A 12270-nucleotide genomic window follows, 5' to 3' on the forward strand; every position below is an offset into this window, starting at 1 on the left:
GCGGGCGGAACTCCCTGGCGCTCAGGGGCGTTCTGGTCCCGCGACCCCTCAGGCTCCGGCCGCGTAGGCAGTCGGCGGTACCCCGACTGTCGACGTGAAGTCCCGTACGAGATGGGCCTGGTCGGCATAGCCCAGGTCGGCTGCGACGGCCGCCCAGTCGACAGCCGTGCCGGACTCGGCCACGTCCAGGGCGTCGTGGATGCGGTAGCGGAGGATGACCCACTTGGGGCCGACGCCGACGTACGCGGAGAAGAGCCGCTGCAGGCTGCGCGTCGACAGGCCTTCCGTGCGGGCGAGTTGATCGACGCGGCGCATGGAGCGGTCGGTGCGGACGCGGTCGACGAGGGCCATGGCGAGGTCGGCCTGTGGGTCGGGCTGTGGTCCGAGGGACAGCAGGAAGGCGTCGAGTGCCGCCACGCGGGCGTCCTCGTCGTCCGGGGCGAGTACGGCCTGTGCCGCACCGTCGACGGCACCGGCGGGGAACACCTCGTCCAGCGGCAGCTGCCGCCCCGTCCAGTCGCTCACGGGGCGTGCGGGGGCGAACGGGCGGAAGCCGCCGGGGCGGAACTGCACTCCGCAGGCCCGGCCCACGCCTTCGAGCTTCTTGGTGAACAGCTCGAGGCCGATGCCCGCGACCTCGCCGAAGCCATCGGCGGGGGACGTTCCTGGGGCATCTGAGGCACCTGGGGCACCTGGGGCACCTGGGGCACCTGCGTCGTCGTGGCCGTCAGGACCGTCGGGGCAGTCGGAGCCGTCGGGCCCATCGAGGTCGCCGGAGCCGGCGGGGGCTTCGGAGCGCTGGAACTGGAAGACGACGTTCACGGAGGGATGGGGGACGACGTGGGAGGCGTACGGCTTGGGCAGGTCCCAGTCGATCAGCCAGTAGTGCTCGAGATAGGGGCGCAGCGGTTCGGCCGGCTCGCGACGGCGGAACCGGACGTGGGAGAAGAGCTCGGCGGCATCGACGATGCCCTTCGTGTCACGGCGCGGGGCTGCCATGAACGGAGTCTAGGACGGGGGTGGAACCAGGGGTCGGCTGTCGCGTTTGTTCAAGGCGCACGCACCGGTCGGCGCCTACGTTCGAGGCATGACGAAGAGCATCAGCGAGCTCCTGGACACGGCAGGCGTGCAGGCTGTGGCCGTGGTCCGGGGTATCGAGGACGGGCAGCTCGGACAGCGCACGCCATGTTCCGAGTACGACGTACGTGCCCTGGTGAACCACCTCGCGCAGGTGGTCGTGCAGTTCCAGGCCCTCGCGGCGAAGCGGGACTCGGAGTTCGGGGAGACGCCCGACATGGTCGGCGGGGGCGCCGACTGGCGGGAGCGGTTCGCCGAGGAGACCCGTCGGCTCGTCGAGGCCTGGGGCGAGCCCGGAGCGGACGAGGGTACGACCGGGGCGATGAAGTTCCCGGCCCGCACTGTCGGCCACATGGTGCTCGGCGATCTCGCCGTGCACGCCTGGGACCTGGCCCGCGCGACAGGCCAGGCGTACGCGATCGAGCCGGTGGTCCTCACCGAACTCGCCTCCGCGTACGAGGGCCTCGCCCCGACGGCACGGCAGGCGGGTGTACTCGGCGAGCCCGTGGCCGTACCGCCGGATGCGTCGGAGCAGGACCGCCTCCTCGGCACACTGGGGCGCGACCCGCGATGGCGACCGTGAGGGGGTGAAGGGGCGCCTGTCCGGGCGGGGCGGCCGGATGGGTCACCTAGGTCCGGCGGGTGGACAGTTTGCCGGGTGCTGGGGGAGGGCGGTTGTGCAGCCGTGGGAGGGGCCCTGCGGCGGGCGGCTCGTACCTGCGGCGGGCGGCTCGTGCCTGCTGTGGTCGGTGGCTGCGCCTGTGGTCGGGGCTGCACCTGCGGTCGGTGGATGCAGCCGCGCCGTCGGCTGGACCTGCAGCCGTTGCTCGGCCCCGCAGCGATGGCTGGCCCGCAGTCGGCCGGACCCGTGGCTGGTGGAGGGCTTCAGCAGTAGCCGCAGCCGAGCCGCAGTCGTGGCAGTAGCCGCAGCCGAGCCGCAGCCGTCGCAGTAGCCGCAGCCGAGAGACAGCGGACGGTGGCTCGGGCCGACAGTCCGGATCGGTGGCCCGGATCGGTGGCGCCTGTCGACAGGCCAGGTGGGTGGCCCGAAACGAGAGTCAATCGACAGCCCGGGGCGGCCGCCCCGGGCCGGGAGCAGAGAACCGTAGTGGAGATCGGTAGACGGGCTGGAAGCCCGTAGTGGGCGGGCTCGTTCGCTCGCCGTTACAGCCAGCCTTTGCGGCGGAGCATTCGATGGAGCAGGAAGCAAGCGAGGACGGTGACGATGACGAGAACGGGATAGCCGTAGGGGGAGTCGAGGCCGGGCATGTGCTCGAAGTTCATGCCGTAGACGCCGCAGACCATGGTGGGTACGGCGATGATCGCGGCCCAGGACGTGATCTTGCGCATGTCCTCGTTCTGCTCGACCGTGACCTGCGCCAGGTGGGCCTGGAGGATCGAGTCGAGGAGGGCGTCGAAGGACGCTATGTGCTCGCTCGTGCCGGCCAGGTGGTCGGCGACGTCGCGGAAGTACGGCTGGATGTCGGGATCGATCAGCGTGTTCGTGCGCGTGGCGAGGATGTGGAGGGGGCGGCTGAGTGGGGAGACGGCCCGTTTCAGTTCCAGGAGTTCGCGTTTGAGCTGGTAGATCCGCCCGGCGTCGGCCCGCCCGCCCGAGCGGTCCGGCTGGGCCGCGAAGACCTGGGACTCCACGGCGTCGATGTCTGCCTGCACGGCGTCGGCGACGGTCAGGTACTCGTCCACGACATGGTCGGCGATCGCGTGCAGCACGGCCGACGGGCCCTTGGCCAGCTGCTCCGGGTCGGCCTCCAGGGCTTCGCGGACCGGGCCGAGCGAGCCGTGGCGGCCGTGCCGGACCGTGATGACGAAGTCCCGGCCGGTGAAGACCATGATCTCGCCGGTGTCCACCACCTCGCTGCTGGAGGTCAGCTCGTCGTGGTCCACGTAGCAGACGGACTTGAAGACGGCGAACAGCATGTCGTCGTACGACTCGACCTTGGGGCGCTGGTGGGCGTGGACGGCGTCCTCGATGGCCAGCGGGTGGAGGCCGAACGGCTGGGCGAGCTCGGCGAGTTCGTCGGGGGTGGGCTCGTGCAGCCCGATCCAGACGAAGCCCTCGCCCTCCTTGCGTACGCGGGCCAGCGCCTGGGCGGCCGAGACGTCGGCGCGGCCGTCGGCGCGGCGCTTGCCGTCCTGGTAGACGACGCAATTCACCACGGCACTGCCGAGCGGAGAGCGCGCCGGGTGGCTGAGGTCCACCGTGCGGCGCTTGGCGCGGCCGACCATGCGGCGCAGCTTGCGGATCATGGGCACGTCCGGTCTCCCTCCGGGCTCGACGTGCCAGTGTGCCACTGCGGGTGGTGGGCGTCCCAGGGCCGGACCAGCCGGACCACGCCCCCCGCGAAGCCCGGACCACGCCCCCCCCCACGAAGCCCGCCCCCCGCGAAGCCCGGACCACGCCCCGCGAAGCCCGCCCCCCGCGAAGCCCGGGCCCGCCCCCTCCGCGAAGGCGGGACCGCGCTCCCCGTAGCCCGGACCACGCCCCGCGAAACCCCGACCACGCCCCGCGAAACCCCGACCACGCCTCGCGAAGCCCCGACCACGCCCCGCGAAGCCCGGGCCCGCGCCCCACGAAGGCCGGACCACGCCGCCGCCCCCACCGCCCCCAACCACCCCGACGAACCGTCCCGTCTCGCCCAGAACGGGCAAGGCCTCCGTATCCGCCTTAGAGTCGACTCTCGTAGGGGTCAGCTGCCTCGGGGAGTCGAAGGAGTCATCGCCTCATGAGCAGCAGCGGCATACCGGTCGACGCGGCGTGCGACGCGCGTCTCGGTCCCAAGTACGCCGGTCTCGACGTCAAGGACGCCCGGCGCCGCCGCCTCCGTGCGATCGTCAGGATGCATGCTCGGCGTGTGGAGACGGCTCTCGACAAGCTGCGGTCCAGGGCGGCGCGCGCCCTCACGCCCGACCCGGACGGTGCGCTCGCCCGCCGGGCCGCGGTCCGGGAGGCCGAGCAGGAGGTGCGCGAACTCGACGCCGACGGACGGATCTTCACCAGAAGGGACACCGGGGCGCAGATCAGGACCCGGGACACCCTGGCGGTTGCGGATCCGGTGCTGCTCGCAGGGCGGGCCGACGACCGGTACGAGGTGGAGTGTCTGACGCACCGCGGCGACCCGCTGTTCTTTGACGACGCGAACGCCGCCGCGCGCGCCGCCCGGCGCTCGGACGTGTGGTGCGAGGGCTGTCGGCAGCTCGAACAGGTTCTGCGGCCGGTGCGCGGCCGCCCCCGCATCCGTACGCGTACGGCCACCAAGGCAAGGGCACGCGCCCGCGCCCGCACCCGCGACCGGAATGGGGTCAACAGGCGGGCTTGACCTTGCCGCTGGCGTCAGGGTCGGACGATCACGCCATGACCACCGACCTCGCTACCGGCGTGACCACCGACATTGCTACCGGCGTGACCACCGACATGGCTACCGGCATGACTACCGACGAACGCACCCCCCGAGTCGTCTGTGTGACCGGTGCGGGTACCGGCATCGGCCGGGCCACCGCTCGGGCCTTCGCGGCCGAAGGGGCGCGGGTCCTGGCGGTGGGGCGGAGGCCGGAGCCCTTGCGGGAAGCGGCCTCCAGCCAGCCGGAGCGGATCACTCCGCTCGTCGCGGACGTCGCTGCGGACGGCGGTCCCGAGCGGATCGTCGAGGCGGTGGAGCGTACGTACGGACGCCTGGACGTGCTCGTCAACAACGCCGCGATCGTGCGCGGCGGGGCGCTCGGCGCCGTCACGCGCGGCGGGGTCGACGAGCAGCTGGCCACCAACCTGGTCGCTCCGACCATGCTCGCGCAGGCCGCGCTGCCGCTGCTCACGGAGGCGCGCGGGGTGATCGCCAATGTCAGTACGTCGGTCGGGCAGCGCGCGTTTCCGGGCAGTGCGGTGTACGCGGCCACGAAAGCGGCCCTCGACCTGCTCACTCGCAGCTGGGCCGTGGAGCTGGCGCCGCGCGGGGTGCGGGTGGTCGCGGTCGCGCCCGGGGCGGTGGAGACGCCGATCGGGGACCACCAGGGCCTGTCGCCGGAGCGGATCGCGGAACTCCGTGCCTGGCAGCTGGCGCACACACCGCTCGGCCGGATCGGCAGGCCCGAGGAGGTGGCCTGGGCGATCACCCGGCTCGCGGCGCCCGAGGCGTCGTACGTGACGGGTGTGGTTCTGCCGGTCGACGGGGGAGCGGTGGTGGCCTGACCGCTCCTCCCCACCAGGAGCCCGCGCCCCGCGCCCCCACCCCGCACCATGATGAGATCGGGGACGGGGGATCGAGTAACGGGACACGGGACACGGGCCCCGGGTGAGGGAGGGCGACCCCAGTGCGGATAGGGGAGTTGGCGGCGCGCACCGGTACGACGGCGCGCGCCTTGCGCCACTACGAGCAGTCCGGGCTGATCTCCTCGGAGCGAGCCCCGAACGGCTACCGCGACTACGACGAGGGCGCGCTCGTCCGGGTCCGCAACATCCGGCACCTGCTCGCGGCGGGGCTCACCCTCGACGACGTACGGGTGTTCGCGCCCTGCCTCGACGGGGACGTGACCTCGGCGCCGCCCGCGCCGCAGGGCCTGGCGGTGGCGCGGGAACGCCTCGCCGTGCTCGACCGCCGCATCGCGGCCCAGACGGCCCTGCGGGACCGGCTGGCGGCGGCGCTCGACGAGTCGACGCGTTCGGCCGACTGAGCCGCGGGCTCCTACCGGGGCCTCCAACCGGGGCCTCCTGCCAGAGGCTCCTACCGCGGGCTCCTACGGGGGCACCTACCGCGGGCTCCTACGGGAGCACCTACCGCGGGCTCCTACCGCGGCCTCCTCCCGGAACCTCCTCACCCCACATCCGCGACGACACAGCTCACGTTGTCCGGCCCGCCGAACTCCCGAGCCAGGTCCACGAGTTCACGTACGACGTCCTCCGGATCGGGGGTCCCGGCGAGCATTTCGCCGATGCGCTCATTCGGGACGACCGCGCTCAGGCCGTCGGAGCAGAGCAGGTAGCGGTCCCCGGCGGCGGCGTCGTGCAGCCGGAGGTCCGGGCCGTCGTCGCCGGGCCGGGCGCCCGAAAGGGCCCGCAGCAACAGCGCACGCTGCGGATGCGAGGCGGCCTCGTCGGCGCTGAGGCGGCCCTCGTCGAGCAGGGCCTGGACCTGCGTGTGGTCGTGCGTGATCTGGAACAGCTCGCCGTCACGCAGCAGATACGCGCGCGAGTCGCCGATGTGGACGAGCGCCAGCTGGGAGCCGGTCCAGAGCATCGCGGTGAGCGTCGTACCCACGGTGGCGGGCGCGGGGTCGGCGGTGGCGACATCGCGTACGGCGCTGCCTGCGCGTTCGGCGGCGTCCTCAAGGGAGTTGAGGAGGTCGCCCGCCGGAACCGGTTCGGTCTCCAGGCGCTCGAACACGTCGATTGCCGCCGCGCTGGCCGGGCCGCCGGAACGCCCGAATCCGTCGGCGACGGCCAGGACCCGCGATCCGGCGAAGGCCGCGTCCTGGTTGCTCTCGCGGACCAGGCCCTGATCGGAGAGCGCGGCGTAGCGGATGTTCAGCGGGGCCGACGGTGTGCCGGTCGATGGGGAAGCCATGGCGGGGTCCTTCCGCGTCAGATGGTCCACGAGGAAGGCGGCGAGGTCTCGCCTGGCGGCGGTGTCCGACTCGACCCGGGCCCAGTAGGAACGGACTTCCTGAGCCGCGGCGTCCGGCTCAAGGCCGCACACCGTACGGATCCGGGCCAGTGGCATGCCGATCCGCCGCAGCCACGCCACGAGGCGGGCCTGCTCCAACTGGTCCGGTGCGTAACGGCGGTAGCCGGTCACCGGGTCGACGTGTGCGGGCTTGAGCAGCCCCAACTCGTCGTACAGCCGCAGGGCCTTGGGCGAGAGCCGCGCCGCCCGGGCGAAAGCACCGATACCGAGCAAGCTCATCCCCGTACCTCCCTCGACCGGACGGTTCGGCCGCCCGGCCCTGCCGATGCTGCGGCTTTCCCCAAGGGGAAGGTCAACAGCGCACAGGGGGGAGGGTTGGCGTCAGCGCACAGGGGGGAGGGTTCGCGTCAGGGCCACACCAGGCAGTACGGCTGATGCCCCGCCTCATGCAGCCGATGGCTGAAGTCCTGCCATTCGTGCAGCAGTTGATAGACGTTGAACGCGTCGCGCGGTCCGCCGCGGTCCGGGACCGTGGACCAGATGAACGCGGCCGCGCCGACCGACTCCTCGCCGATGCCGCGGAGCGGGTCGACGACCGTCATCGGGAGTTTCACCACGGCGTAGTCGGGGTGCAGGACGACGAGTTCGAGCGGGGGCACCTTGTGCAGGGGTATGCCCTCGATGCCGGTGAGGACCATCGCGGCCATCGTCTCCGGCTTGATCTTCGTGAACATCCCGCCCATGCCGAGCTCGTCACCGCCGAGCTCTTCCGGCCGCATCGAGATGGGCACCCGGGCAGCGGTCGCACCGTCCGGAGCGCCGAAGTATTTGTAGGTCACCCCCACCCGGCCACTCCTGCTCCCCGTGCTCGAAGGGATCCCCGTCGTGGCGTCGCGCCGGTCGGCCGCGCCCGCTGCCGTGTCCGCGGCCGCCGTGTCCGCCGCCTCCGCGGTCTCAGGTTCCCTACGGTGCCTCCCCCGGCGGGCACGCCGGGGACCGAGGTCGTCGGTCCCCTCGCCCAGTCCGCCACCGCGATGCATATCTCCACCCGACTGCTTTTTAGGTAACACAGCCACGCCGCGCAACCCGATCATCGTGTCAGTTGACCTCCCCCGTGACCGTACGCCGAAACGTGGGTGTGAACAGCCGTGCTGAAACACCTGTCCACAGGATGTCCGAGGGCTCTGACACCATGGCTTGTGTGAGCTTTCCCTATGTCCACCCAGTCTCGCAGACGCGAGGGGGCTGACGCCTGGCCGTTATCACCAGGCATCCCCACCGACTCCCGCCGACCCCCGCCGACCCCCGCCGACCCCCGTCGACTTCCGTCGTCGTCCACTCACCGACGCATCGCAGATCAGGACCAACGTGCCGTATTCATACGAAGCCCCCGTTTCGCAGACGCTTTTCGACCGAGCGGCCGTCGTGACGCCCGGCGGCGTGAACTCTCCCGTGCGCGCGTTCCGCGCCGTCGGGGGCACGCCGCGCTTCATGGTGTCCGGCACCGGCCCCTATCTCACCGACGCCGACGGCCGTGAGTACGTCGACCTGGTGTGCTCCTGGGGACCGATGATCCTCGGCCACTCGCACCCCGAGGTGATCTCCGCCGTGCAGGACGCGGTCGCCCGCGGCACCTCGTTCGGTACGCCGGGGGAGGGCGAGGTCGCGCTCGCCGAGGAGATCGTGGACCGGATCGCCCCCGTCGAGCAGGTCCGCCTGGTGTCGTCGGGCACCGAGGCGACGATGTCCGCGATCCGCCTCGCCCGCGGCTTCACCGGCCGCGCCAAGGTGGTCAAGTTCGCGGGCTGCTACCACGGCCATGTGGACGCGCTGCTCGCCGCGGCCGGCTCCGGCGTGGCCACGTTCGGCCTGCCGGACACGCCGGGCGTCACCGGCGCGCAGGCGGGCGACACGATCGTGCTGCCGTACAACGACCTGGAGGCCGTGCGGGCCGCCTTCGCCGCGCACCCCGGCGAGATCGCCTGCGTGATCACCGAGGCCTCCCCCGGCAACATGGGCGTGGTCCCGCCGCGCGACGGCTTCAACGCCGGCCTGAAGCAGCTCTGCCAGGACAACGGCGCGCTGTACATCTCGGACGAGGTCATGACCGGCTTCCGTACGTCGAAGGCCGGCTGGTTCGGCGTCGACGGCGTCGTGCCGGACCTGCTGACCTTCGGCAAGGTCATGGGCGGCGGCTTCCCGGCGGCGGCGTTCGGCGGCCGCGCGGACGTGATGGCGCACCTCGCCCCGGCGGGCCCGGTCTACCAGGCGGGCACGCTCTCCGGTAACCCGATCGCCACGGCCGCGGGCCTGGCCCAGCTCCGCCTCCTGGACGACGCGGCGTACGACAAGGTCAACGCGGTCTCGAAGGAGCTCCAGGGCCTGGTCACCGAGGAGCTCACCAAGGAGGGCGTGGCGCACCGGCTGCAGACCGCCTCCAACATGTTCTCGGTGTTCTTCACGGCGAACGAGGTGCGGAACTACGAGGACGCGAAGGCGCAGGAGTCCTTCCGCTTCACCGCGTTCTTCCACGCGATGCTGGCCGCCGGTGTGTATCTCCCGCCGTCCGCCTTTGAGTCCTGGTTCGTCTCGACGGCGCACGACGAGCGTGCGGTCCAGCGCATCGCCGACGCCTTGCCGGCCGCCGCCCGGGCCGCGGCGGAGGCCACGGCATGAGCGCGCGGGACGAGCTCACGGTGGTGCACGTGATGCGCCACGGCGAGGTGCACAACCCGGAGGGCATCCTCTACGGCCGCCTGCCCGAGTACCACCTTTCCGAGCTCGGCCGGCAGATGGCCGACCGGGTCGCCGAGCACCTGGCCGGGCGGGACGTCACGCATGTCGTGTCCTCGCCCCTTGAGCGGGCGCAGGAGTCGGGCGGCCCGATCGCCAAGGTGCACGGTCTGGATCTGGCCACGGACGAGCGCCTGATCGAGGCGGCCAACGTCTTCCAGGGCAAGACCTTCGGCGTGGGCGACGGCGCCCTGAAGCGCCCGGAGAACTGGCGGCACCTGGTCAACCCGTTCAAGCCGTCCTGGGGCGAGCCGTACATCGAGCAGGTCGTCCGGATGATGGGCGCGCTCGACGCGGCGAAGGACGCGGCCCGGGGGCACGAGGCGGTGTGTGTGAGCCACCAGCTGCCGATCTGGATCGTGCGCAGCTTCGTGGAGAAGCGCCGCCTGTGGCACGACCCGCGCAAGCGGCAGTGCACGCTCGCCTCGCTGACGTCGTTCACGTACCGCGGCGACAAGATCGTGTCGGTGGGGTACTCCGAGCCGGCCCGTGACCTCGTCCCCGCGCATCTGCTCGCGGGCGCCAAGCCGGGCAAGGGCGTCAAGGGCAAGGACAAGGCGTTCGGGGCGTAGGGGTATATCTCCGCTATCCAGATGTAACGGACAAATGCGTACGAAATAGAGTCAACGCGCAGTAAAGGTCAGGGGCTTGAGGCCGGGTACTCACCGAGTGCCCGGCCTTTGCCTTGCCGTATCAGCAGAAGATTTACGCCACTTGGCGCAACCCCTATGCCTCTGTCGCTATCTACCGGTGTGCCCACATTCGTGGGGGACCAACGGGGATCAGTACGGAGAATCGGGGACGGATATGCGCGACTACAGCCGAAGGGGACTGCTGGGACTGGGAGTTGGCCTCGGGGCGGCCGCCGCGGGGCTCGCCGGATGCGGAACCGGCACGAACGACGCGAAGCCGGCGGGCCGGGCCAGGGGGAAGGACACCCCCCTAGAGGGGCGCGCGATAGGCGACGGTTCCACGTCCTTCACGGGAAAGCAGCCGCACCAGCCGGACAAGCCCGTTCCGCTCGCGCCCGGTGAGACCCCGCCGCAGTTCGTGATCTTCTCCTGGGACGGCGCGGGCGAGGTGGGCAACGGCCTGTTCCCGCGCTTCCTGAAGCTCGCCGAGGAGTACGGCGCGCACATGACGTTCTTCCTCTCGGGCCTCTACCTGCTGCCCGAGGCGAAGAAGCGCCTCTACCGCCCGCCGAACAACACCGTCGGCGCCTCCGACATCGGCTACCTCACCGACGACCACATCAAGCAGACCCTGAAGTACGTGCGCCAGGCCTGGCTCGACGGCCACGAGATAGGCACCCACTTCAACGGCCACTTCTGCGCGGGCACCGGCTCGGTCGCCCACTGGACGCCCCGGCAGTGGCGCGACGAGATCGACCAGGCCAGGTCCTTCGTCAAGGAGTGGCGTACGAACACGGGGTGGACCGACCTGCCCTCGCTGCCCTTCGACTACGACAAGGAACTCGTCGGCGGCCGCACCCCCTGCCTGCTCGGCCAGGAGAACCTGCTGCCCGTCGCCCGCGAACTGGGCTGGCGCTACGACGCCTCCTCGCCCGGCGGCCATCAGCGCTGGCCCGTGAAGAAGCAGGGCATATGGGATCTTCCGCTGCAGGCGATGCCGTTCCCGGGCCACAGCTTCGAAGTCCTGTCGATGGACTACAACATCCTCGCCAACCAGTCCCAGAACTCCACGAAGGCCCCGCCCCGCAACTACCCGGCCTGGCGCAAGCAGGCCACGGAGTCCTACCTCGCCGGTTTCAACCGGGCATACGAGACAAACCGAGCGCCCTTCTTCATCGGCAACCACTTCGAGCAGTGGAACGGCGGCATCTACATGGACGCCGTCGAGGAGACACTGAAGACGGTCGCGGAGAAGAAGGACGTACGCCTGGTCTCCTTCCGGCAGTTCGTCGACTGGCTCGACGTGCAGGACCCGAAGGTCCTGGAGCAGCTGCAGTCCCTGCCGGTCGGCCAGGCCCCGACGGGCGGCTGGAAGGGGCTCGCGAACGCCGCCTGAACTGGCCGTTCGTCTGCGTTCTCGTACGCGCCGGGGGGTGCCCAAGATCCTCGAAACGGTCATGCGAAACTTTTCACATGAGTCCTCGCCGTCCCGCCCTCCGACGTGCCTCCCTCCTTTCCCGCCCGTCGCCCGACCACCGCCCCTCAAGGAATCGCGGGACGATGCACCTTCTTGTTGGGGCCGCGGTCGCCGCCCTCACCCTGAGCGCCTGCGGCGACGGCGGCACCCAGGGCGGCTCCGGGAACACCAACTTCGTCACCGGCAAGAACGGCATCGCCAACGTCGACAAGTCCGAGCGCGTAGCCGCCCCGAAGCTCGAAGGCAAGGGACTCGACGGCAAGCCGCTCAGCCTCGACGACTACAAGGGCAAGATCGTCGTCCTCAACGTCTGGGGCTCCTGGTGCGGACCCTGCCGCGTCGAGACGCCGTACCTCGTGAAGGTCGCCGAGGAGCTCAAGCCGAAGGGCGTCGAGTTCGTCGGCATCAACACCCGTGACTTCAACAAGGGCCCGGCGGTCAAGTTCGAGGAGGAGCACGGCGTCGAGTACCCGAGCTTCTACGACCCCTCCGGGAAGCTCATCCTGCGCTTCCCGAAGGGCAGCCTCGCCCCGCAGCAGATCCCGTCCACGATCGTCATCGACAAGGACGGCAAGATGGCGGCACGTGCTCTGCAGGCCGTCAACGACAAGCAGTTGCACCAGATGATCGACCCGCTGCTCGCGGAGAAGTGAGC

At 71.1% G+C, this 12270-nt stretch carries 12 protein-coding genes; 8 read left to right on the forward strand and 4 right to left on the reverse strand.

The genetic code is table 11. From position 1 onward, the window contains the following. Positions 1-48: 48 nt before the first annotated feature. Positions 49-999 (reverse strand): helix-turn-helix domain-containing protein, encoded by a 951-nt coding sequence (locus tag QIT00_RS28490; protein ID WP_282538296.1) that lies wholly within the window; start codon positions 997-999, stop codon positions 49-51. A gap of 88 nt (positions 1000-1087) precedes the next feature. Between QIT00_RS28490 and QIT00_RS28495 the strand changes: the two genes are divergently transcribed. Further along, positions 1088-1660, forward strand: coding sequence for a TIGR03086 family metal-binding protein (locus QIT00_RS28495; RefSeq protein WP_282538297.1), 573 nt, complete (start codon positions 1088-1090; stop codon positions 1658-1660). 581 nt (positions 1661-2241) lie between these two features. On the opposite strand, the gene QIT00_RS28500 is transcribed toward QIT00_RS28495, so the two are convergent. Then, positions 2242-3345 (reverse strand): magnesium and cobalt transport protein CorA, encoded by a 1104-nt coding sequence (locus QIT00_RS28500; protein WP_282538356.1) that lies wholly within the window; start codon positions 3343-3345, stop codon positions 2242-2244. A gap of 476 nt (positions 3346-3821) precedes the next feature. Here QIT00_RS28500 and QIT00_RS28505 point away from each other — a divergent pair, with 476 nt between their 5' ends. The 3 genes from QIT00_RS28505 (at position 3822) to QIT00_RS28515 (ending at position 5763) form a co-directional block, all read left to right on the forward strand. Then, positions 3822-4415 carry a hypothetical protein gene (locus tag QIT00_RS28505; protein WP_282538298.1) on the forward strand — a complete coding sequence of 198 codons (594 nt, stop codon included), beginning with the start codon at positions 3822-3824 and terminating at the stop codon, positions 4413-4415. 95 nt (positions 4416-4510) lie between these two features. Further along, the gene (locus QIT00_RS28510; RefSeq protein ID WP_282538357.1) at positions 4511-5281 is read left to right on the forward strand and encodes an SDR family NAD(P)-dependent oxidoreductase; all 771 of its coding nucleotides are present in this window, start codon (positions 4511-4513) and stop codon (positions 5279-5281) included. A gap of 122 nt (positions 5282-5403) precedes the next feature. Beyond that, on the forward strand, positions 5404-5763 hold the full coding sequence (locus QIT00_RS28515) for a MerR family transcriptional regulator (protein ID WP_282538299.1): 360 nt from the start codon (positions 5404-5406) through the stop codon (positions 5761-5763). A 140-nt stretch (positions 5764-5903) separates the two neighbouring features. Here QIT00_RS28515 and QIT00_RS28520 read toward each other — a convergent pair whose 3' ends face one another. Together QIT00_RS28520 and QIT00_RS28525 are read right to left on the reverse strand one after the other, a co-directional pair. Next, entirely contained in the window at positions 5904-6992 is a 1089-nt protein-coding gene (locus QIT00_RS28520) for a MerR family transcriptional regulator (RefSeq protein ID WP_282538300.1), read from the reverse strand. 128 nt (positions 6993-7120) lie between these two features. Continuing rightward, positions 7121-7753: a hypothetical protein gene (locus QIT00_RS28525; protein WP_282538301.1), complete on the reverse strand. Its 633-nt coding sequence runs from the start codon at positions 7751-7753 to the stop codon at positions 7121-7123. A gap of 316 nt (positions 7754-8069) precedes the next feature. Here QIT00_RS28525 and hemL point away from each other — a divergent pair, with 316 nt between their 5' ends. The 4 genes from hemL (at position 8070) to QIT00_RS28545 (ending at position 12268) form a co-directional block, all read left to right on the forward strand. Continuing rightward, positions 8070-9389, forward strand: coding sequence for a glutamate-1-semialdehyde 2,1-aminomutase (gene hemL / locus QIT00_RS28530; protein WP_282538358.1), 1320 nt, complete (start codon positions 8070-8072; stop codon positions 9387-9389). Then, positions 9386-10078 (forward strand): histidine phosphatase family protein, encoded by a 693-nt coding sequence (locus QIT00_RS28535; protein WP_282538302.1) that lies wholly within the window; start codon positions 9386-9388, stop codon positions 10076-10078. The genes hemL and QIT00_RS28535 overlap by 4 nt, the downstream gene beginning before the upstream one ends. 235 nt (positions 10079-10313) lie before the next feature. Next, entirely contained in the window at positions 10314-11534 is a 1221-nt protein-coding gene (locus QIT00_RS28540; RefSeq protein WP_282538303.1) for a polysaccharide deacetylase family protein, read from the forward strand. Positions 11535-11698: 164 nt separating this feature from the next. Continuing rightward, positions 11699-12268 carry a TlpA family protein disulfide reductase gene (locus tag QIT00_RS28545; protein ID WP_282538304.1) on the forward strand — a complete coding sequence of 190 codons (570 nt, stop codon included), beginning with the start codon at positions 11699-11701 and terminating at the stop codon, positions 12266-12268. Positions 12269-12270: the final 2 nt, after the last annotated feature.

Source organism: Streptomyces luteolus (genome assembly GCF_029968015.1).
In the GTDB taxonomy this organism is placed as follows: domain Bacteria; phylum Actinomycetota; class Actinomycetes; order Streptomycetales; family Streptomycetaceae; genus Streptomyces; species Streptomyces luteolus.

What these genes read in the sequence shown, in the direction of transcription:
- QIT00_RS28490 (WP_282538296.1), bottom strand. Translation starts at nt 999, where the DNA reads ATGGCAGCCCCGCGCCGTGACACGAAGGGCATCGTCGATGCCGCCGAG.
- QIT00_RS28495 (WP_282538297.1), top strand. Translation starts at nt 1,088, where the DNA reads ATGACGAAGAGCATCAGCGAGCTCCTGGACACGGCAGGCGTGCAGGCT.
- QIT00_RS28500 (WP_282538356.1), bottom strand. Translation starts at nt 3,345, where the DNA reads ATGATCCGCAAGCTGCGCCGCATGGTCGGCCGCGCCAAGCGCCGCACG.
- QIT00_RS28505 (WP_282538298.1), top strand. Translation starts at nt 3,822, where the DNA reads ATGAGCAGCAGCGGCATACCGGTCGACGCGGCGTGCGACGCGCGTCTC.
- QIT00_RS28510 (WP_282538357.1), top strand. Translation starts at nt 4,511, where the DNA reads ATGGCTACCGGCATGACTACCGACGAACGCACCCCCCGAGTCGTCTGT.
- QIT00_RS28520 (WP_282538300.1), bottom strand. Translation starts at nt 6,992, where the DNA reads ATGAGCTTGCTCGGTATCGGTGCTTTCGCCCGGGCGGCGCGGCTCTCG.
- QIT00_RS28525 (WP_282538301.1), bottom strand. Translation starts at nt 7,753, where the DNA reads ATGCATCGCGGTGGCGGACTGGGCGAGGGGACCGACGACCTCGGTCCC.
- QIT00_RS28535 (WP_282538302.1), top strand. Translation starts at nt 9,386, where the DNA reads ATGAGCGCGCGGGACGAGCTCACGGTGGTGCACGTGATGCGCCACGGC.
- QIT00_RS28540 (WP_282538303.1), top strand. Translation starts at nt 10,314, where the DNA reads ATGCGCGACTACAGCCGAAGGGGACTGCTGGGACTGGGAGTTGGCCTC.
- QIT00_RS28545 (WP_282538304.1), top strand. Translation starts at nt 11,699, where the DNA reads ATGCACCTTCTTGTTGGGGCCGCGGTCGCCGCCCTCACCCTGAGCGCC.